Genomic DNA, 23,009 nt, shown 5'->3' on the forward strand with positions numbered 1-23,009 from the left:
TGGGGCATTTCCTGGAAATCGGTCCGGATGGTGTGCTGTCGGCGATGGCGCGGGAGAGCCTGCCGGAGGACTTCGGCGGTCTGCTGGCGCCAGTGTTGCGGAAGAAGGACGAGGACGTCCGGGCGTTCCTGACCGCGCTGGGCGCGGCCTGGACCCATGGCCTGCCCGTGGCGTGGCAGCCCCTGTTCCCCGACACCACCACCCCGCCCACCGACCTCCCCACCTACCCCTTCCAGCGCGAACGGTACTGGCTCAGCGCCGTCGCCGAGCCGGCCCGCGAGGACGACGGCCCGTTCTGGGACGCCGTCGAACGCCAGGACGCCACCGGCCTCGCCGGCACCATCGGCCTCCCGGACGCCCAACCCCTGCGCGAGGTGCTGCCCGCCCTCGCCACCTGGCACCTCGCCCGGCGCGAGGAACGCACCCTCGACGCCTGGCGCTACCGCGTCACCTGGCAGGCCCTCCCCGACGCCGCCACGCCCCGCCTCACCGGGCACTGGCTCGTCATCGCCCCGCCCACGGAGGCCGCCGAGCACCTGACCAAGCAGTGCCTCGACGCGCTCACCGCGCACGGCGCCCGGGCCGACCTCGCCCACCTCGACCCCACCACCGCCGACCCCGACGCGTACGCCGAACTGCTGCGCACCGGCGCGCCCGACCGGCTGCTCTCCCTGCTGCCGCTCGACACCCGCCCGCACGCCCAGCACCCCAGCCTGGTCGCCGGCCTGGCCGGCACCGCGGCGCTCATCCAGGCGCTCGGCGAGGCCGACCTGGACGCCACGCTGTGGAACGTCACCAGCGGCGCCGTCTCCACCGGCCCCGCCGATCCGCTCGCCGTGGGCGCCGCCGCGCAGAACCAGAGCTGGGCGCTCGGCCGGGTCGCCGCACTCGAATACCCCGACCGCTGGGGCGGGTTGATAGATGTGCCCGCCCGGCTCGACGACCGGGCCCGGGACCGCCTCGCCGCCGCGCTGAGCGGCGCGAACGGCGCGGGCACCGGCGTCCCCGAGGACGGCGAGGACCAACTCGCCCTGCGCCCCGGCGGGATCTTCGCCCGGCGACTGCGCCACGCCCCCGTGCCCGCCGACCGCGCCGGAGCGCCCTGGCGCCCCAGCGGCACCGTCCTCGTCACCGGCGGCACCGGCGCGCTCGGCCGCCGCCTCGCCCACTGGCTGGCGGACGCCGGGGCCGAACACCTGGTGCTGGCCAGCCGCCGCGGCCCCGACGCGCCCGGCGCGGCGGAGCTGGCCGCCGAACTCACCGCCGCCGGCACCGCCGTGACCCTGGCGGCCTGCGACGCCGCCGACCGCGCCCAGCTCTCCGCGCTGCTCGACGCCATCCCGGCGGAAACGCCGCTCACCGCCGTCGTGCACGCCGCGGGCGTCGGCGACCACGGCTACCTCGCCGACGTCACCCCCGAACACCTCGCCCACGTCCTGCGGCCCAAGGCCACCGCCGCCGACCTCCTCCACGAACTCACCGCCGACCTCGACCTGTCCGCGTTCGTGATGTTCACCTCCAGCGCCGCCATGTGGGGCAGTGGCGGCCAGGCCGCCTACGCCGCCGCCAACGCCCACCTCGACGCCCTGGCCGAACACCGCCGCGCCCTCGGCCTCGCCGCGACCGCCGTCGCCTGGGGGCCCTGGGCCGAATCCGGCATGGCCGCCGACGAGGAGGTGGACGAGCACCTGCGGCGCCGCGGCGTCATCGCCCTCGCCCCGGAGTTCGGCATCGCCGCGCTCCAGCAGGCGCTCGACCTCGACGACACGTGCGTGGGCGTCGCCGACGTCGACTGGTCCCGCTTCGCGCCGTCGTTCACCGCGCTGCGGCCCAGCCCGCTCATCGCCGGCCTGCCCGAGGTCAAGGCCGCGCTCGCCGAGGCCGCCGGCGCCGTGGCGGCGCCCGCCGAGGCCGGCGCCGCCACGGCGCTGGTGACCCGCCTCACCGCCGCCGACGAGGCCGAACAGCAGCACATACTCGTCGAGTTGGTCCGCTCCCACGCCGCCGCCGTGCTCGGCTACCCCGGTACCGACGCCGTTCCCGAAAGCCGCCCGTTCAAGGAGCTCGGCTTCGACTCCCTCGGCGCTGTGGAGCTGCGCAACCGCCTCGCCGCCGAGACCGGCCTCAAGCTGTCCGCCACCCTCCTCTTCGACCACCCCGCGCCGGCCCCGCTCGCCCAGTACCTGCGGGAGCACCTGATCACCGACGACGACGCCGTCACCGATGCCACTGTCATCGCCGAACTCGACCGGCTCGACGCCGCGTTGACCCGGCTCGCCCCGGACGACGCCGCCCGCCGCCGCATCGCCGGCCGGCTCCAGGTCCTGCTGGGCAAATGGGGCACCGAAAGCGGCCCGGCCACCCCGGACGGCAATGGCGCGCACGACGAGCTGGAATCGGCCACGGCCGAGGAGATCTTCGCGCTCATCAACGACGAACTCGGCAAGTCCCAGCCCTAGCCAAGCCCAGGAGCCATGGCCAGATGGACAACGAAACCAAGCTTCTCGACCACCTCAAGTGGGTGACCGCTGAGCTGCGGCAGGCCCGGCAGCGGCTGCGCGAACACGAGACGGCCACCCCCGAGCCCATCGCCGTCATCGGCATGGCCTGCCGCTACCCCGGCGGCGTCCGCTCACCCGAGGACCTGTGGCGGCTCGTCCGCGACGGGCGCGACGCCATCACCGGCTTCCCCGCCGACCGCGGCTGGGACCTGGACGCGCTCTACCACCCGGACCCCGACCACCTCGGCACCACCTATGTCCGGGAGGGCGGATTCGTCCACGACGCGGGCGAGTTCGACGCCGAGTTCTTCGGCATCTCGCCGCGCGAGGCCCTGGCGATGGACCCGCAGCAGCGCCTGCTGCTCGAAACGTCCTGGGAGGCGTTCGAACGCGCGGGCGTCGACCCCACGGCCCTGGGCGGCAGCCGCACCGGCGTCTACGTCGGCACCACCTACACCGGCTACGGCACGGACCGGGACCGGGCGGCGGAGAACGTCGAGGGCCACATCATGACCGGCATCGCCACCGCCGTGTCCTCCGGCCGCCTCGCCTACACCTTCGGCCTCGAAGGGCCCGCGGTGTCCGTGGACACCATGTGCTCCTCCTCACTGGTCGCGCTCCACCTCGCCGTCCGCGCCCTGCGCGCCGACGAATGCGCCCTCGCGCTCGCGGGCGGCGCGCAGATCATGTCCACCCCGGACGTCTACGTCGAGTTCAGCCGCCAGCGCGGCCTGGCCCCCGACGGCCGCTGCAAGCCGTTCGCCGCCGCCGCCGACGGCACCGGCTGGTCCGAGGGCGTCGGCGTCCTGCTGCTGGAACGGCTCTCCAGCGCCCGGCGCAACGGACACCCCGTGCTCGCCATGATCAGCGGCTCCGCCGTCAACCAGGACGGCGCGAGCAACGGCCTCACCGCCCCCAACGGCCCCTCCCAGCAGCGCGTCATCGAACAGGCCCTCGCCGAGGCACGGCTCACGCCCGCGCAGATCGACCTCGTCGAGGCCCACGGCACCGGCACCACGCTCGGCGACCCCATCGAGGCGCAGGCCCTGCTCGCCACCTACGGCCAAGGGCGGCCCTCTGAGCGGCCGTTGTGGCTCGGCTCGGTCAAGTCCAACATCGGCCACGCCGCCGCCGCGGCGGGCGTCGCGGGCGTCATCAAGACGGTCATGGCCCTGCGCGACGGCGTGCTGCCGCGCACCCTGCACGTGGACAAGCCCACCCCCGAGGTCGACTGGACCGACGGCGCCGTCGAACTGCTCACCGAGGAACGCCCCTGGCCGACCGGCGACGAGCCGCGCAGCGCCGCCGTCTCCTCGTTCGGCGCCAGCGGCACCAACGCGCACGTCATTCTCCAGGCCGCCCCGGACGCCGCCGACCGGCCGCCGCTCCCGGGCACCGGCAGCGACCTCGCGCCCGAGACGCCGGTCCTCCCCTGGGCCGTCTCCGGCCGCACCACGGCCGGCCTGCGCGCCCAGGCCCGGCGGCTGCGCGAGTTCGCCACCGCGGCCGCCGACACCGACCCCGCCGACATCGCCGCCTCGCTGATCGCCACCCGGCCCGCCCTGGAGTGGCGCGGCGTGGCGCTCGCGGGCGAACGCGACGGGCTGCTCGCCCAGCTCGACGCGCTGAGCGAGGGCCTGCCAAGCCCGGGCGCCGTCGAGGGCGCCGTCGTGCCCGGCGCCGACCGCCCCGTGCTGGTCTTCCCGGGCCAGGGGGCGCAGTGGGTGGGGATGGCCGTGGAACTCTACGCGTCCTCCCCTGTGTTCGCGGCGCGGCTGGACGAGTGCGCGGCGGCCCTGGCTCCGCACGTGGACTGGTCACTGGCCGATGTCCTGCGCGACACGGCGGCGCTGGAGCGCGTGGAGGTCGTGCAGCCCGCGCTGTGGGCGGTGATGGTCTCGCTCGCGGAGCTGTGGCGTTCCAGCGGTGTCGAGCCCGCTGCGGTGATCGGCCATTCGCAGGGGGAGATCGCGGCTGCTGCGGTGGCGGGTGTGCTGTCGTTGGAGGACGCGGCGCGGGTGTCGGCGTTGCGGGCGCGGGCGTTGCTGGCGCTGTCCGGGCGGGGCGGGATGGTGTCCGTCGCCGAGCCTGCGGAGAACGTGCGGGGACGGTTGGCGCGGTGGGGTGAGCGGTTGTCGGTGGCGTCGGTGAACGGGCCCGGCTCCACGGTGGTGTCGGGTGAACCGGCGGCTTTGGATGAGCTGTTGGCCGCCTGCGAGGCGGACGGGGTGCGGGCGCGCCGGATCGCGGTGGACTACGCCTCGCACTCCCCGCAGGTCGAGGAGATCCGCGACGACATCCGCACCGCCCTGGACGGGCTCCAGCCACAGGTGGCCGTGGTGCCGTTCTGGTCCACCGTCACCGGGGAGTTTGTCTCCGGCACCGAGTTGGACGCGGACTACTGGTACACCAACCTGCGGGAGACCGTCCGCTTCGAGGACGGCGTCCGCGCCCTCCTGGCGCGCGGACACGGGCTGTTCATCGAGGTCAGCGCCCACCCCGTCCTCACCATCGGCGTCCAGGAAACGATCGAGGACGCCGGTCTGCGCGCGGCGGCGCTCGGCTCGCTGCGCCGCGGCGAGGGCGGCCCGGAGCGTTTCCTGACCTCGCTCGCCGACGCCTGGACCCGGGGCGCCCCCGTCGACTGGACCACCGTGTTCCCGGCCCGCGAGACCCACCGCGTCGACCTGCCCACCCACGCGTTCCGGCGCCGCCACTACTGGCTGGAGCACCGGCCGCAGGCCGCGCCCGACGCGGCCCGGCCCGACGACGCGTTCTGGACACTCGTGGAGAACGCCGACCTCGCCGCGCTCTCCGACACCCTCGGCGTCACCGACCCCCGGCCCCTCGCCGAGGTACTGCCCGCGCTGTCGTCCTGGCGCGACCGCAGCCGGCAGAAGTCCGCGATCGACTCCTGGCGCTACCGCATCACCTGGCAGCCGCTCGCCGACACCGAACCGCCCGCCCTCACCGGCACCTGGCTCCTCGTCGCGCCGACGGACGACCCGCACCCCGGGCACACGGACGCCTGCGCCCGCGCCCTGGCCGACCACGGCGCCGACATCCACCGGGCGGCCCCGGGCGGGCTCGCCGACGCCGTGGCCCAACACGGCCCGCCCGCCGGGGTGTTGTCGCTGCTCCCACTGAGCGGCGACAACGCGGCGACCGACACCCTCGCCCTGCTGCGCGAGCTCGCCGACGCGGGGATCGAGGCACCCGTGTGGGCCGCCACGCGGGGCGCGGTCGGCGCCAGGCCCGAGGACACCCCGCCCGACCCCGGGCAGGCCGCCGTCTGGGGACTCGGCCTCGTCGCCGCCCTCGAACAGCCGCTCGGCTGGGGCGGGTTGATCGACCTGCCGGAGACCTGGGACGCCACCGCCCGCACTCGGCTCGCCACCGCGCTCACCGCCCGCGCGGACGAGGACCAGATCGCCCTGCGCGACACCGGCCTCCTCGCCCGCCGCCTCACCCGCGCGCCACTGCCCGACCGGCCCCCGGCACGCACCTGGCGGCCGGAGGGCACCGTCCTGGTCACCGGCGGCGGCCAGCCGCTCGCCGCCGCGGTCGTCCGCATGCTGACCGAATCCGGCGCCGAACACATCCTCCTCGCCGCCCCACCCGGCGCCGCCGAGCACCTGCCCGACCCCGGCCCCGGCCTCACGCTCGCCGCCTGGGACGGCCAGGACACCGCCGCCCTGACCGCCCTCCTCGCCGACGCGCACCGCGCCGGCCGCCCGGTTCGCACGGTCATCCACGCGGGCACGCCCATCGACCTCGCCCCCCTGACCGCCCTCAGCGGTGACGACCTGGCCGCCACCCTCGCCGCCGCGGTGACCCCCGTGCACCGCCTGGACGAGGCCCTGGCCGGCCACGACCTCGACGCGTTCGTCGTGTTCACCTCCGTCACCGCCTACTGGGGCGGCGGCGACCACGCCGCGTTCGCCGCCGTCAGCGCGCACCTCGACGCCCTCGCCGCCCGCCGCCGCGCCCACGGCCGGCCCGCGACCGCCGTCGCCTGGGGCGTGTGGGACCTCTTCGACGCCGAGACCCACCCCGAGCAGGCCCGGGAGCTCCGCGAGCGCTCCACCGACCGGGGACTCCCGCTGCTGCCACCGGAGTTGGCCTGGCAGGCGCTGCGCGGCGCGCTCGACCACGACGAGGCGGCCGTCGCCGTCGCCGACGTGGACTGGGCGCGGTTCCTGCCGCTGCTCACCGCCACCCGCCCCGGCCGGCTCACCGACGGCGTGCCGGAGGCCCGCGAACGGCCCGCCACAGCGGGCGCCGCCGGCCCGGCCGACGAGGGCGCGGCCGACGCGCTGCGGCAACGCCTCGCCCCACTGTCGCCCGCCGAACAGGAGCGTCTGCTCGCCGACATGGTCTGCGCCCACGCCGCGACCGCGCTCGGCCACGCCTCCGCCGACGCGGTGGAGACCGAACGCGCCTTCAAGGACCTCGGGTTCGACTCGCTGATGGCCGTCGCCATGCGCAACGGCCTCAACGCCGCCACCGGAGTGCCCCTGCCCGCCACCGCCGTCTTCGACCACCCGACGCCACGCGCGCTCGCCGGCTACCTCCGGGCACAGCTCCTCGACGCCCCGGCCGGAACGGCCACCGTCGCCACCGTGACCACCGGGCTCGACCGGCTGGAGGCCGACCTGCTGTCGCTGGCCGCCGACCGGGACGACCGCAAGCGGCTCACCCGCCGCCTGGAGGCCCTGCTGTCCCGCTGGAAGGACGCACAGGCGGCGCAGGACGCCGAGTCCGTCGGCGGACGGCTCGGCGCGGCGTCCGACGAGGAACTCTTCGCATTCATCCACCAGGAATTCGGCAGGCCGGAGTAACCGAGCCATGTCCAGCCATCTCCAAGGGAGCACCCGTGGCTAAGGAAGACACGCTCCGCGACTACCTCAAGTGGGTCACGGCCGATCTGCACGAGACCCGGCAGCGGCTGCGTGAGGTCGAGGAAGCCGGACACGAGCCCATCGCGATCGTCGGCATGGCCTGCCGCTACCCCGGCGGCGTCACCTCCCCCGAGGACCTGTGGCGGCTGGTCGCCGAGGGCGGCGACGCCATCTCCGCGTTCCCCACCGACCGGGGCTGGGACCTCGACGCCATCTACGACCCGGACCCCGAGACCCCCGGGCGCACCTACGTCCGCGAGGGCGGATTCCTCTACGACGCGGGCGAGTTCGACCCCGCCTTGTTCGGGATATCGCCGCGCGAGGCGCTGGCCATGGACCCCCAGCAGCGGCTTGTCCTGGAGGCCGCCTGGGAGACGTTCGAACGCGCCGGGCTGGCCCCCACCGCGCTGCGCGGCAGCCGCGTCGGAACGTTCATCGGCTGCTACAACCTGGACTACTGCTGGTCACTCCCCGAGATCCCCGAGGGCTACGAGGGCCACCTCACCACCGGCGGCGCCGCCAGCGTCGTGTCCGGCCGCATCGCCTACACCTTCGGCCTGGAGGGCCCGGCCGTCAGCGTGGACACGGCCTGCTCCTCCTCGCTGGTCGCGCTGCACCTGGCCGCGCAGGCGCTGCGGCAGGACGAGTGCTCCCTGGCGCTGGTGGGCGGCGTCACCGTGATGTCCACGCCGCTGGAGTTCATCGGCTACAGCGAACAGCGCGGCATGGCGGCGGACGCCCGCTGCAAGGCGTTCTCCGCCGCCGCCGACGGCATGGCCCTCTCCGAGGGCGTCGGCCTGCTGCTCGTCGAGAAGCTGTCCGACGCGCGCCGCAACGGACACCGGGTGCTCGCCGTGCTGCGCGGCTCGGCGACCAACCAGGACGGCGCCTCCAACGGCCTCACCGCGCCCAACGGCCCCTCCCAGCAGCGCGTCATCCAACAGGCCCTGGCCGACGCCCGGCTCGCCCCGGGGGACATCGACGCGGTGGAGGCGCACGGCACGGGGACCGCCCTCGGCGACCCGATCGAGGCGCAGGCGCTGCTGGCGACCTACGGTCAAGGGCGGCCCGCGGAAAAGCCGTTGTGGCTCGGCTCCGTGAAGTCCAACATCGGCCACACCCAGGCCGCGGCGGGCATGGCCGGGGTCATCAAGATGGTGCTCGCCATGAACCACGGCGTGCTGCCCCACACCCTGCACGTGGACGAGCTCTCCCCGCACGTGGACTGGACGGCCGGCGCCGTCGAGGTGCTGACCGAGGCCCGCGAGTGGACCACCGACGACCGCCCGCGCCGCGCCGCCGTCTCCTCCTTCGGCGTCAGCGGCACCAACGCGCACGTCATCCTCGAACAGCCCGCGCCCTTGGAGCCCGCGCCCGCCGAACAGCCTTCGGGGACCTCGGCGTTGACCAGCCCCCTGGTGCCCTGGGCGCTCTCCGGCAAGACCCCCGAGGCGCTGGCCGGCCAGGCGGCCCGGCTGCGCGCCCACGCCGAGAACGAGACCGGCGCGCGCCCCGCCGACATCGCCGCCGCGCTGATCGCCACCCGCGCCGGACTGGAGAGCCGGGGCGTGGTGCTGGCGGACGAACGGCCCGCGTTCCTCACCGGCCTGACCGCCCTGGCCGACAACACCCCAGAACCCAACGTGGTCAGCGGCCAGACCGTGCGCGGCGCTGATCGTCCGGTGTTTGTGTTTCCGGGTCAGGGGTCGCAGTGGGTGGGGATGGCGTTGGAACTGCACGCGTCCTCGCCGGTGTTCGCGGTGCGGTTGGAGGAGTGTGCGGTGGCGTTGGCGCCGCATGTGGGGTGGTCGTTGCTGGATGTGCTGGGTGATGCCGCTGCGTTGGAGCGGGTGGATGTGGTGCAGCCGGCGTTGTGGGCGGTGATGGTGTCGCTGGCGGAGCTGTGGCGTTCCTGTGGTGTGGAGCCGGCGGCTGTGATCGGGCATTCGCAGGGGGAGATCGCGGCTGCTGCGGTGGCGGGTGTGCTGTCGTTGGAGGACGCGGCGCGGGTGTCGGCGTTGCGGGCGCGGGCGTTGCTGGCGCTGTCCGGGCGGGGCGGGATGGTGTCCGTCGCCGAGCCTGCGGAGAACGTGCGGGGACGGTTGGCGCGGTGGGGTGAGCGGTTGTCGGTGGCGTCGGTGAACGGGCCCGGCTCCACGGTGGTGTCGGGTGAGCCGGTGGCTTTGGATGAGTTGTTGGCCTCCTGCGAGGCGGGCGGGGTGCGGGCTCGGCGGATCGCGGTGGACTATGCGTCGCACTCGCCGCAGGTGGCGGAGATCCGCGACGACATCCTCACCGCGCTGGAGGGGATCGAACCCCGCGCCGCCACCGTGCCGTTCTGGTCCACGGTGACCGGGGAGTTGGTCACCGGCACCGAGCTGGACGCGGAGTACTGGTACACCAACCTGCGGGAGACCGTTCGTTTCGAGGACGGCATCAGGGCACTACTGGCGCGCGGGCATGGGGTGTTCATCGAGGCGAGCGCCCACCCGGTGCTGACCATCGGCGTCCAGGAAACGATCGAGGACGCCGGTCTTCGCGCGGCGGCGCTCGGCTCGCTGCGGCGGGACGAGGGCGGGCCGGAGCGTTTCCTGACCTCGCTCGCCGACGCCTGGACCCGGGGCGCCCCCGTCGACTGGACGACGTTGCTGCCCGCCCAGGGCGGCGCCCGCGTCGACCTGCCCACCTACGCGTTCCAGCGCACCAACTACTGGCTGCGGGCCACGGCCACCGGCCCGGCGGACGTCGCCGCCGCCGGACTCGGCGCCGCCGATCACCCGCTGCTCGGCGCCACCGTCCGGCTCGCCGACGGCGACCTGGCCGTGCTCACCGGCCGGCTGTCGCTCCGCACCCACCCCTGGCTCGCCGACCACGCTGTCAACGGCACCGTGCTGCTCCCCGGCGCGGCCCTGGTCGAACTCGCCGTCCGCGCCGGCGACGAGGTCGGCTGCCAGACGCTGGACGAACTGACCCTGGAGGCCCCGCTGCCCCTCGCCAAGGGCGACGCGCTCCAGCTCCAGATCGTCGTCGGCCCGCCCGAGAACGACGCCACCGGCCACCGCCGCCGCACCCTCGGCATCCACTCCCGTCCGGAGGGGGCCGACGCGGACGCCCCCTGGACCCGGCACGCCAGCGGCGTGCTCAGCACCGCGCCCGCCGCGCCCCCGGCGGCCGGCCTCGGCGCCTGGCCGCCCGCCGGCGCCGAACCCGTCGAACTCACCGGCCTCTACGAGCGGTTGGCCGCCGCCGGCTACGGCTATGGCCCGGCGTTCCAGGGGCTGACCGCGCTCTGGCGGGCACCGGACGGCGACGACCTCTACGCCGAGGTGGCGCTCCCCGAGGACCAGAGCACCGAGGGCTTCGGCATCCACCCCGCGCTGCTGGACGCCGCCCTGCACGCGGGCCTAGCCTCCGCCGCCGACGGCGGCCCGGCCGAGGTGCGCCTGCCGTTCGCCTGGACCGATGTCACCCTCCACGCGACCGGCGCCACCGCGCTGCGCGTCCGGATCGCCCCCGCTTCGACGGACGGCGCGGTCACGCTTGAACTGGCCGACGCCGCCGGGCAGTTGGTGGCCACCGTCGGCGCCCTGGTGTCCCGTCCGCTCGCCGCCAGCCAGGTGGACGCGGCGGCGGCGCGGGCGCACGACGCCCTGTTCCGCATGGAGTGGGCCCCGGCACCGCCCGTCCCGGAGGCGGCGGACGCGGACCTGGACGGCTGGGCGCTGCTGGGCGACGACGTGCTGCGCCTGGCGCCCGAGTTCCAGCGCGCCGGCGCCTTCCCCCAGCACTACGACGAGGTCGCGCCGCTGAGCGAGTCCGTCGAAGCGGGTGTGCCCGCGCCCGACGTGCTGGTGCTGCCCTGCGGCGGCTCCGCCGACGACGGCGCGCTCGCCCGGGAGGTGCACCGCGCGAGCCGCCGCCTGCTGACGACCCTGCGGGACTGGCTCGCCGACGAACGGCTTCAGGACGCACGGCTCGTGGTCGTCACGCGCGGTGCCGTGTCCACGCGGCCCGGCGAGGACGTCAGTGACCTCGCCGGGGCCGCGCTGTGGGGCCTGACCCGCTCCGCCCAGGCGGAGAACCCCGGCCGCGTGCTGCTCGTCGACCTCGACGAGGTGGCGGGAGCGCCGGACGCGCTGCGCGCGGCGCTCTCCCTCGCGGCGGACGCCGGCGAGCCGCAAGTCGCCGTCCGGGACGGCCGGGTGCTGGTGCCACGGCTGGCGCGCGCCGCCACCGGCGAGGCGCTGCTGCCGCCCCACGGCGAACGCTCCTGGCAGCTCGCCGCCGCCCACCCGGGCACCCTGGACGGCCTCGCCCTGACACCGTCCCCGGAGAGCGAGGCGCCCCTCGCGCCCGGCGAGGTGCGGGTCGCGGTGCGGGCGGCCGGGCTGAACTTCCGCGATGTGCTGATCGCCCTGGGCATGTACCCGGGCGAGGCGACGATGGGCAACGAGGCCGCGGGCGTGGTCACCGAAGTCGGCCCGGACGTCATCGACTTGGCCGTCGGCGACCGCGTGCTGGGCCAGATCCCCGGAGCCTTCGGCCCGTCCACCGCCGTCGACCGGCGCATGGTGACCCGTATCCCGGACGGCTGGACCTTCGAGCAGGCCGCCTCCGTCTCCACGGCCTATCTCACCGCCTATTACGCGCTGGTGGATCTGGCGGGGTTGCGGTCGGGGGAGCGGGTGCTGATTCACGCGGCCGCTGGCGGCGTGGGCACGGCGGCGGTACGGCTGGCGCGGCATCTGGGCGCGGAGGTCTTCGCCACGGCGAGTGAGTCCAAGTGGGGCGTGCTGCGGGCGGCCGGGCTGGACGACGCGCATATCGCCTCCTCGCGGGATGCCTCGTTCGAGGAGCGCTTCGGCGGTGGCGTGGATGTCGTACTCGATTCGCTGGCCGGGGAGTTGGTGGACGCGTCGCTGCGGCTGCTGTCCGGGGGCGGGCGGTTCATCGAGATGGGCAAGACCGATGTCCGCGACCCGGACGACGTCGCCCGGGCCCACCCGGGCGTCGCCTACCGCGCCTTCGACGTCAAGGAGGCCGGGCCCGACCGCATCGCCGGAATCCTCGCCGAGCTGAACGACCTCTTTACCTCAGGGGTGTTGGAGCCGTTGCCGGTGCGGGCGTGGGACATCCGTCGGGCGCCCGACCCGTTCCGCCTTATGAGTCAGGCGCGGCATGTCGGCAAGCTGGTGCTGACCGTTCCGCAGTCGTGGGATCCGGAAGGGACGGTGCTGATCAGCGGTGGCACCGGCACGCTCGGTGCCGCGCTGGCCCGCCACCTGGTGACCACGCATGGGGTGCGGCATCTGCTGCTGACCAGCCGCCGGGGACCCGACGCCCCCGGCGCGAGCGAACTCGCCGCCGATCTGGCGGAGTTGGGGGCCAAGGCGAGCGTGGTGGCCTGTGACGCCGCCGACCGCGACCAGCTCGCCGCCGCGTTGGCCGGGATCCCCGCCGAGCACCCGCTGCGCGCCGTCGTCCACACCGCGGGCGTTCTCGACGACGGGGTCATCCCCTCGCTGACGCCCGAGCAGTTGGCGCGGGTGCTGCGGCCCAAGGCCGACGCCGCCTGGCACCTCCACGAGCTGACGCGCGAGCTCGACCTCACCGCGTTCATCCTCTTCTCCTCCGCCTCGGGCGTCATCGGCGGACCCGCGCAGGGCAACTACGCTGCGGCCAACGCGTTCCTCGACGCCCTCGCCCAGCACCGCCGCGCCCACGGCCTGCCCGCCGCATCCCTCGCCTGGGGCCTGTGGGAGCAGCCCAGCGGGATGACCGGCCACCTCCAGAACGAGGACATGGCCCGCATGGCGCGCTCGGGCATGGTGGCGTTCCCCGTCGAGCAGGGCATGGCGCTCTTCGACGCCGCCCAGGCCGTGGACGAGCCGCTGCTCGCACCCGTGCACCTGGACCTCGCCGCCCTGCGCGCGCAGGCCGCCACCGGTGAACTCCCCGCCCTCGCCCGGGGCCTGGTCCGGGTGCCGGGCCGCCGCACGGCGGAGGCCGCCGGCGGGGCCGCCGCCTCCGCGCTGGCCCGGCAGTTGGCCGGCCTCAGCCCGGACGAGCAACTGCGCACCCTGCTGGACACCGTGCGCGGCCACGCCGCCACCGTGCTCGGCCACGCCGGGGCCGGTGCCGTCGAACCCGGCCGCGCCTTCAAGGACCTCGGCTTCGACTCCCTCACCGCCGTGGAACTGCGCAACCGGCTGTCCGGCGCCACCGGGCTGCGGCTGACCGCCACCATCGTCTTCGACCACCCCACCCCCGCCGACCTCGCCCGCCATCTGCGCGACGAACTCGTCGGCACCGGCACCGATCCGCACCTGCCCGCCACGGCCGCTCCGGCGACCGGCGCCGATGACGATCCGATCGCCATCGTCGGCATGGCCTGCCGGTTCCCCGGCGGCGTGGCATCGCCCGAGGACCTGTGGGAGCTGGTCGCCGAGGGCCGCGACGCCATCTCCGGCTTCCCCGCCGACCGGGGCTGGGACCTGGACGGGATCTACGACCCGGAGATCGGCGTCCCGGGCAAGACCTATGTGATGGAGGGCGGCTTCCTCCACGACGCGGGCCGCTTCGACCCCGCCCTGTTCGGCATCTCGCCGCGCGAGGCGCTGGCCATGGACCCCCAGCAACGGCTGATGCTGGAGGGCACCTGGCAGGTGTTCGAACGGGCCGGCATCGACCCCGGCACGCTCAAAGGCAGCCGCACCGGCGTCTTCGTCGGCGCCGTGCCCTCCGGCTACGCCACCGATCTCGCCGAGATACCGGACGGCGTGGAGGGCTACTTCACCACCGGGCTGTCCAACAGCGTCATCTCCGGCCGCGTCGCCTACACCTTCGGCCTGGAGGGCCCGGCCGTCACGGTCGACACCGCCTGCTCCTCCTCGCTGGTCGCGCTCCACCTCGCGTGCCAGGCGCTGCGCGACGGCGAGTCGACCATGGCGCTGGCCGCCGGGGTCGCGGTGATGGCCACACCCGGCGAGTTCCTGGAGTTCAGCCGCCAGCGGGCCCTGGCGCCCGACGGCCGCTGCAAGGCGTTCGCCGGCGCCGCCGATGGCACGTCGTTCTCCGAGGGGTTCGGCGTGCTGCTCCTGGAACGCCTCTCCGACGCGCGCCGCAACGGGCATCCGGTGCTCGCCGTGGTGCGCGGCTCCGCGACCAACCAGGACGGCGCGAGCAACGGCCTCACCGCCCCCAACGGCCCCTCGCAGCGGCGCGTCATCCAACGCGCCCTGGCCAACGCCCGGTTGACGCCCGAGGACATCGACGTCGTCGAGGCGCACGGCACCGGTACCACCCTCGGCGACCCCATCGAGGCCCACGCGCTGCTGGCCACCTACGGTCAGCACCGGCCCGAGGACCGCCCGCTGCTGCTCGGCTCGGTCAAGTCCAACATCGGCCACACCCAGGCCGCCTCCGGCGTCGCGGGCGTGATCAAGATGGTGATGGCCCTCCAGCGCGACGAACTGCCCCGCACGCTGCACGTGGACACGCCCTCGCCGCACGTCGAGTGGTCCACCGGAGCCGTCGAACTCCTCACCGAGCCCCGGCCCTGGCCCGACGCGGGCCGCCCCCGCCGGGCGGGCGTCTCCTCGTTCGGCATCAGCGGCACCAACGCGCACGTCATCCTCGAACAGCCCCCGGCCGCCGACGAGTCGGCGGCACCCGCCGCGCCCGCCGCCCCGGAGACGAGCGGCGGCCCGCTCGCCTGGATCCTCTCCGCCGGCAGCGCCGAGGCACTGACCGGCCAGGTCGAACGGCTGCGTGCCCACGTCGCCGAGCACCCCGACCTCCCGGCCGGGCACCTCGCCCACTCCCTGGCCACCACCCGCGCGCGGCTGGCCCACCGCGCCGTCGTGATCGGCGGCGACCGGGCCGGCCTGCTGGCCGGCCTCGAACGCGGCCCCGCCGTCCAGGGACTCGCGGACGTCGAGGGCAGGACCGTGTTCGTGTTCCCCGGCCAGGGCTCCCAGTGGGCCGGGATGGCACTGGAACTCCACGGCACCTCCCCGGTGTTCGCGGCGCGGCTGGAGGAGTGCGCGGCGGCGCTGGCGCCGCACGTGGACTGGTCGCTGCTCGAAGTACTCGGCGACGCCGCCGCGCTGGAGCGCGTCGATGTCGTCCAGCCCGCGCTGTGGGCGGTGATGGTCTCGCTCGCCGCGCAGTGGCACTCGCATGGCGTGGAGCCAGCCGCCGTGATCGGGCACTCCCAGGGCGAGATCGCCGCCGCCGCCGTGGCGGGTGCGTTGTCCCTGGAGGACGCCGCGCGCGTATCGGCCCTGCGCGCACGGGCGTTGCTGGCGCTGTCCGGCCGGGGCGGCATGGTCTCGGTCGCCGAGCCCGCCGACGAGGTGCGCGAGCGGCTGGCGCGGTGGGGCGAACGCCTCGCGCTCGCCGCCGTCAACGGGCCCGGCTCCACCGTGGTGTCGGGTGAACCGGCCGCGCTGGACGAGCTGTTGGCCGCCTGCGAGGCGGACGGCGTCCGGGCCCGGCGGATCGCGGTGGACTACGCCTCGCACTCCCCGCAGGTCGAGGAGATCCGCGACGACATCCTCACCGCGCTGGAGGGCATCGAACCCCGCGCCGCCACCGTGCCGTTCTGGTCCACCGTGACCGGCGCGTTCGTCACCGGCACCGAGCTGGACGCCGAGTACTGGTACACCAACCTGCGGGAGACCGTCCGCTTCGGGGACGGCGTCCGCGCCCTTCTCGACAGCGGGCACGGCGTGTTCGTCGAGACCAGCGCCCACCCCGTCCTCACCATCGCCGTGCAGGAGGCCATCGACGCCGCCGACGCCCCGGCCGTCACCGTCGGTTCGCTGCGGCGCGGCGAGGGCGGCCCGGAGCGTTTCCTGACCTCGCTCGCCGAGGCCTGGACCCGGGGCGCCCCCATCGACTGGACGGCCGTGCTGCCCGACCCCGGCGGCGCCCGCGTGCACCTGCCCACCTACGCGTTCCAGCGCCGCGACTACTGGCTGAAATCCGGCCCGGCCGGGGCGAGTTCCGCGCCCCCGGCCGCCGCCGACGCGGTGGACGAGGGGTTCTGGGACGCCGTGGAACGCGACGATCTGACCTCGGTCGCGGACACGCTGAACGTCGGCGCCGACCGGCCGCTGAGCGAAGTGCTGCCCGCCCTCGCCTCCTGGCGGCGCGGCCACCGCGAACGCCGCACCCTCGACTCCTGGCGATACGGCATCTCCTGGACTCCGCTGCCCGACGCCGCCGAGCCCCCGCGCCTGGCCGGCACCTGGCTGCTGGCCGTGCCCACCGGCCCGGACGCCGAGACCGCCCAGGACTGGGCCGCGTCCCTCACCGACGCGCTCACCGCGCACGGCGCGGACGTGCGCCGCCTGGACCTCGACCCCGCCGCGCCCGACCGCGCCGACTGGGCCGCCCGGCTCGGCGAGACACCGGCGGCGGGCGTGCTGTCGCTGCTCGGCCTGGACCGCGCCGCCAGCGCCACCGGCACCCTCGTGCTCGCCCAGGCCCTGGCCGACGCCGACGGCGAGGCGCCCCTGTGGTGCGCGACCCGGGGCGCGGTGTCCGTGTCCGCGGCCGACGGCCCGGCCGACCCCGACCAGGCCCAGATCTGGGGCCTGGGCCGGGTGGTGGGCCTGGAGCGGCCCCGGGCCTGGGGCGGGCTGATCGATCTCCCGTCCGCACCGGGCGCGTTGGACGACGGCCGGGCCGCCGGGCGGCTCGCCCGCGTGCTGGCCGGGCTCCCCGCCCCGGACGCGGCGGGCGTCGAGGACCAGGTCGCCGTGCGCGACGGCGGCGTGTTCGGACGCCGCCTGGTCCGGGCCCCGCTGCCCGACACCGAGCCGGTCCGGCGCTGGCGCCCCTCCGGCACCGTGCTGATCACCGGCGGCACCGGTGGCGTCGGCGCACACCTCGCCCGGTGGGTCGCGCGACAGGGCGCCGGCCACGTGGTGCTGCTCGGCCGCCGGGGCCCGGCGGCGCCCGGCGCGGAGGAGCTGGCCGCCGAGCTGACCGCCCTCGGGGCCCGGGCGACCATCACCGCGTGCGACATCGCCGACCGCGCCCAACTCGCCGCCGCGCTCGACGCGATCCCCGGCGACCAGCCCCTCACCGCCGTCCTGCATGCCGCGGGCGCGGCCCAGACGACGCGGCTGGAGGACACCACCGCCGAGGACTTCGCCCGCATCAACGAGGGCAAGGTCACCGGCGCCCGCAACCTCGACGAGCTGCTCGGCGACCGCCCGCTGGACGCGTTCGTCCTGTTCTCCTCCAACTCCGGCGTGTGGGGCAGCGGTCACCACACCGCCTACGCGGCGGGCAACGCGTTCCTCGACGCGCTCGCCGAACGGCGCCGGGTGCGCGGGCGCGCCGCCACCTCGGTGGCGTGGGGCGCCTGGGGCGGCGGCGGCATGGCCGGCGCGGAGGGCGTCGGCGAGTTCATGCGGCGCCGCGGCGTGCTGGAGATGGCCCCCGAGCGGGCGATCGCGGCCATGGTCGCGGCCGTCGAGCACGACGAGGTCTTCCGCGCGGTGGCGGACGTCGACTGGGAACGGTTCGTGCCCGGCTTCACCTCCGGCCGGCCCAGCCCGCTGATCACCGGCGTCCCCGAGGCGCGGGCGGCGCTGCGCGCCGCCGAGGAGCCCCAGGGCGCCGGCGGTGACCCGGACGCCGCCGCGTCCAAGCTGGGCGAGCGGCTGGCGGCGGCCTCCGAGGAGGAACGGACCGAGCTGCTGCTCGGCCTGGTGCGCGAGGAGGTCGCGGTGGTCCTCGGCCACGCCTCCGGCGAGGACATCCCGCCCGGCCGGGCGTTCAAGGACATGGGATTCGACTCGCTGACCGCCGTCGAGCTGCGCAACCGCCTGGTGGCCGGCACCGGCCTGAAGCTGCCCGCCACCCTGGTCTTCGACTACCCCAACTCCCAGGCGGTCGCCGCGTATCTGCGGACCCAGGTGCTCCCCGGCTCGGCCGCGGGCCCCGTGGGATCCGTGCTGGACGAGCTGGACCGCCTGGAGACGGCGCTCGCCGGGGCGAACCCGGACGCGGACACCCGCACCCGGCTCAGGAAGCGGCTCGAAGCGCTGCTGTGGACCTGGACGGACACCCCGAACGGCGCGCGACCGGAGCCCGACGACGGCGAACTGCGGCAGGCCACGGCCGAGGACATGTTCGCGCTGATCGACAAAGAACTCGGCACGGCCTGACCACGGAGAGATTCGATCATGGCGACCAACGAAGACAAGCTGCTCGACTACCTCAAGCGGGTCACCGCGGACCTGCGCCGGACCCAGCGGCGGCTGCACGACGTCGAGACGGCCCAGCACGAGCCCATCGCCATCGTGGGCATGGCCTGCCGGTTCCCCGGCGACATCGACTCGCCCGAGGACCTGTGGGAGTTCGTGGCGGCGGGCCGGGACGCGGTCGGCGCGTTCCCCGCCAACCGCGGCTGGGACATCGACGACCGCTACGACCCCGACCCCGACAAGCCCGGCACCAACTACCTGCGCGAGGCCGCGTTCCTGTACGATGTCGACCGGTTCGACGCGGAGTTCTTCGAGATATCGCCGCGCGAGGCACTGGCGATGGACCCGCAGCAGCGGCTGATGCTGGAGACCGCCTGGGAGGCCGTGGAACGCGCCGGCATCGACCCCAGCTCCCTGCGCAACAGCCTGACCGGCACGTTCGTCGGGTTCAGCGCACTGGACTACCTGTCCGGGATCAGCCAGCCGCCCGACGAGCTGGAGGGCTACCTCGGCACCGGCAACCTGGCCAGCATCCTCTCCGGCCGCGTCGCCTACGCCCTGGGCCTGGAGGGCCCGGCCGTCACGGTCGACACCGCCTGCTCCTCGTCGCTGGTCGCCATCCACCTCGCGGCGCGCGCCCTGACCTCGGGCGAGTGCTCACTGGCCCTGGCCGGCGGCGTCACCGTCATGTCCAACCCGGCCGGCTTCGTGGAGTACAGCCGCCAGCGGGCCCTGGCGCCCGACGGCCGTTGCAAGGCGTTCGCCGCCGCGGCCGACGGCTTCGGACCCGCCGAGGGCGCCGCGCTGCTGCTGCTGGAACGGCTCTCCGACGCCCGGCGCAACGGCCACCGCGTGCTCGCCGTGGTGCGCGGCTCCGCCGTGAACCAGGACGGCGCCTCCAACGGGCTCACCGCGCCCAACGGCCCCTCCCAGATCCGCGTCATCCGGCAGGCACTGGCCAACGCCCGGGTCCCGGCCGCCGAGGTGGACGTCGTCGAGGCGCACGGCACCGGCACCCCGCTCGGCGACCCCATTGAGGGCCAGGCGCTGCTGGCCACCTACGGTCAGCACCGGCCCGAGGGCCGCCCGCTGCTGCTCGGCTCGGTCAAGTCCAACATCGGGCACACCTCCGCCGCATCCGGCGTGGCCGGGGTGATGAAGACCGTGCTGGCCATGCGGCACGGCGTGCTGCCCAAGACGCTGCACGTCGACCGGCCCACCCCGAAGATCGACTGGTCCGGCGGCGCGATGGAACTCCTCACCGAGTCCCGGCCCTGGCCCGAGACCGGCCACCCGCGCCGCGCCGGGGTCTCCGCGTTCGGCGTCAGCGGCACGAACGCGCACGTCGTCCTGGAGGAGCCGCCGGCTCCCGAGGCGGCCGAGCCCGGTGAGCCGGCCGAACCGGCCGAGCGGACCGAGGCGTTGACGGAACCCACCGCCGAACAGTCCGCCGCCGAACAGCCCGCCGCGCCGCCCGCGTTCACCGCGCTGGAGGGCGTCACGCCCTGGCCACTGTCCGCGAAGACCCCGGCCGCGCTGCGCGGCCAGGCCGCCGCCCTGCGCGAACACCTCGCCGCCCGCCCGGAATTGACGCCGGACGCCATCGGCACCGCCCTGGCCACCACCCGCGCCGTCTTCGACCACCGCGGCGTCGTCCTCGCCGACGGCCCCGCCGACGCCGAACGCGCGCTCGGCGTCCTGGCCGCCGGCGAGAGCGCCGCCGGGGCGCTGGCCGGCGACGGGCCGGCCACCGGCGGCAAGGTGGCGTTCGTCTTCCCCGGCCAGGGCTCGCAGTGGGCCGGCATGGCCCTGGACCTGCTGGACCGGTCACCGGTGTTCGCCGCCCGGTTCGCCGAGTGCGCCGCCGCGGTCGAGGCACACGTCGACTGGTCGGTCGCCGACGTGCTGCGCGGGGCCGAGGGCGCGCCGGGCCTGGAGCGGATCGAGGTGGTCCAGCCCGCGCTGTTCGCCGTGCTGGTGTCGCTGGCGGAGCTGTGGCGCGCCTGCGGCGTGCGGCCCGCGGCCGTCGTCGGGCACTCCCAGGGCGAGATAGCGGCGGCCTGCGTCACCGGCGCGCTGTCGCTTCAGGACGCGGCCCGCCTGGTGGTGCTCCGCTCCCAACTGTTCGCCGACGAGCTGACCGGCCGCGGCGCCATGGCCTCGCTCGCCCTGTCCCGCGACGAGGCCGAGGCCCGCCTGGCGCCCTACGGCGACGCGCTGACGATCGCCGGTGTCAACGGCTCCCGCGCGGTGACCGTCGCCGGCGCCGTCGAGCCGCTGACCCGGCTCGTCGAGGAGTTGGTGGCCGAGGACGTCCGCGCCCGGCTGCTGGCCGCCTCCGCGCCCTCGCACTCGCCCCATGTCGAGCCGCTGCGCGAGCGGTTGCTGGAGCTGCTGGAGTTCCTGCGCCCGCGCGCCGGCTCGGTGCCGATCTACTCCACGGTCACCGGCGAGGTGCTGGACGGCTCCGAACTGGACGCCGCCTACTGGTACGAGAACTGCCGCCGACCGGTGAGCCTGCAACCGGCCGTGCGTGCCCTGCACGACGCCGGACACCGGGTGTTCATCGAGATCAGCCCGCACCCCGTGCTCACCACCGGCGTGCAGGAGACCGTCGAGGACGCCGGCGGGCAGGCCGCCGTGCTGGGCACGCTGCGCCGCGACGAGGGCGGCCCCCGGCGCTTCCTCACCTCGCTCGCCGAGGGCTGGACGCGGGGCGTGCCCGTGGACTGGGCCGCCGTCCTCGCCGGGCGCGGCGCCGCCCCCGCCGAGCTGCCCACCTACGCGTTCCAGCGGCGGCGCTACTGGCTGGAGCCCGGCCCCGGCGCGGTGGGCGACGTCGCCTCGGCCGGGCTCGGCGCGGCCGGCCACCCGCTGCTGGGCGCCGCCGTCCGGCTCGCCGACGGCGACCGGGCCGTGCTCACCGGCCGGCTGTCGCCGCGCACCCATCCCTGGCTGGCCGACCACGTCGTGCGCGGCGCGGTGCTGCTGCCCGGCGCCGCCTACGCCGAACTGGCCCTGCGCGCCGGCGACGAGGTGGGCTGCGACGTCCTGGCCGAACTCACCCTGGGCGAGCCGCTGGTGCTGCCCGAACACGGCGCCGTCCAGCTCCAGGTGACCGTGGGCCCGGCCGAGGCGGACGGCAGCCGCCCGGTGAGCGTCCACGCGCGGCCCGAGGGCGCGGACCCCGAGGAGCCCTGGCGGCGGCACGCCGAGGGCCGGCTGGCCACCGCCGAGGAGCCGCACCCGGGCGCCGAGTTGACCGAGTGGCCGCCGCCCGGCGCCGAACCCGTGGACCTCGACGGCCTGTACGCCGGACTGGCGGACGCCGGGTATGCCTATGGGCCCGCCTTCCGCGGACTCACCGCCGCCTGGCTGGCGCCCGACGCCGCCGGGGGAGTGTTCGCCGAGGTCGCCCTGGACGAGCAGCACCGGGGCGAGGCGGCCGGGTTCGGCTTGCACCCGGCGCTGCTCGACGCCGCCGCGCACACCCTCGCGCTGGGCCAGGCCGAGACGGACGAGAACACGCTGTGGCTGCCCGGCGCCTGGGGCGGGCTGCGGCTGCACGCCGTCGGCGCCTCCCGGCTGCGGGTGCGGCTGCGGCCCCTGGCGCCCGACGAGGTCGCCATGGACATCGCCGACGCCGCCGGACAGCCCGTCGCCACCATCGCCTCCTTCGCCACCCGCGCCGTCCCCGCATCCGAACTCGCCGACCTCACCGACGTGTTCACCACGGGGCCCAGTAACGGGGAGAACGCGGGCCCGCGCCGCCCGGAGCGCCGTTCGGCCGCCGCGGCCGAGGACGCCGGGCAGGCCGAGACGTTCACCCGACGGCTGGCCGGACTCTCCGGGGAGAAGCGCGAACGCGCCCTGACCGACCTCGTCTGCGACCGGGTCGCGGCGGTCCTCGGACACACGGACGCGGGCGCCGTCGACGGCCGGCGCGCCTTCAAGGAACTGGGTTTCGACTCCCTCACGGCCGTCGAGCTGCGCAACCGGCTGGCCACCGCGACCGGCCTGCGGCTGCCCGCCACCCTGGTCTTCAGCCACCCCACCCCGCTGGCGCTCGCCCGGCACCTGGGCGAGCTGCTGGGCACGGCGGGCACCCGGGCCGGCCGCGTCGGCGTCGAGGACGCGCTCGCCGCAGTCGGCGACGCGCTGGCCGGTGGCGCGCTGGACGCGGCGGCCCGCGCCGAACTCGTCGGCCGCCTGGAGGAGTTGCTGCGCGCCGCCCGCGACGGCGGCGACCGCTCCGCCGACGTCCTGGACGCCGCTGCCCTGGACGCCGTCTCCGACGACGAGTTCTTCGCCCTGATCGACAAGCAGCTCGGCGCGTCCTGACCCGCCGCCACCCCCACCGTTCACCCCTGTTGTCCGCAATC

General features: G+C 75.8%; 4 protein-coding genes. All 4 read left to right on the plus strand.

Annotated elements, in window-relative coordinates; translation table 11 throughout:
* The coding region (locus RM590_RS12595) for an SDR family NAD(P)-dependent oxidoreductase (protein WP_311704585.1) at positions 1-2,459 on the plus strand (2,459 nt) is incomplete at its 5' end.
* Positions 2,460-2,482: 23 nt separating this feature from the next.
* Positions 2,483-7,342: a type I polyketide synthase gene (locus RM590_RS12600; RefSeq protein ID WP_311704586.1), complete on the plus strand. Its 4,860-nt coding sequence runs from the start codon at positions 2,483-2,485 to the stop codon at positions 7,340-7,342.
* A 35-nt stretch (positions 7,343-7,377) separates the two neighbouring features.
* Positions 7,378-18,588, plus strand: coding sequence for a type I polyketide synthase (locus RM590_RS12605; RefSeq protein ID WP_311704587.1), 11,211 nt, complete (start codon positions 7,378-7,380; stop codon positions 18,586-18,588).
* A gap of 18 nt (positions 18,589-18,606) precedes the next feature.
* Complete coding sequence (locus tag RM590_RS12610; RefSeq protein ID WP_311704588.1) at positions 18,607-22,968, plus strand: type I polyketide synthase; 4,362 nt, start codon at positions 18,607-18,609, stop codon at positions 22,966-22,968.
* Positions 22,969-23,009 lie beyond the last annotated feature (41 nt).

This window comes from Streptomyces litchfieldiae, assembly GCF_031845365.1.
GTDB lineage: Bacteria > Actinomycetota > Actinomycetes > Streptomycetales > Streptomycetaceae > Streptomyces > Streptomyces litchfieldiae.

Bases quoted from the DNA above. Each gene is read 5' to 3' on its own strand.
- RM590_RS12600 (WP_311704586.1), top strand. From the start codon at position 2,483: ATGGACAACGAAACCAAGCTTCTCGACCACCTCAAGTGGGTGACCGCT.
- RM590_RS12610 (WP_311704588.1), top strand. From the start codon at position 18,607: ATGGCGACCAACGAAGACAAGCTGCTCGACTACCTCAAGCGGGTCACC.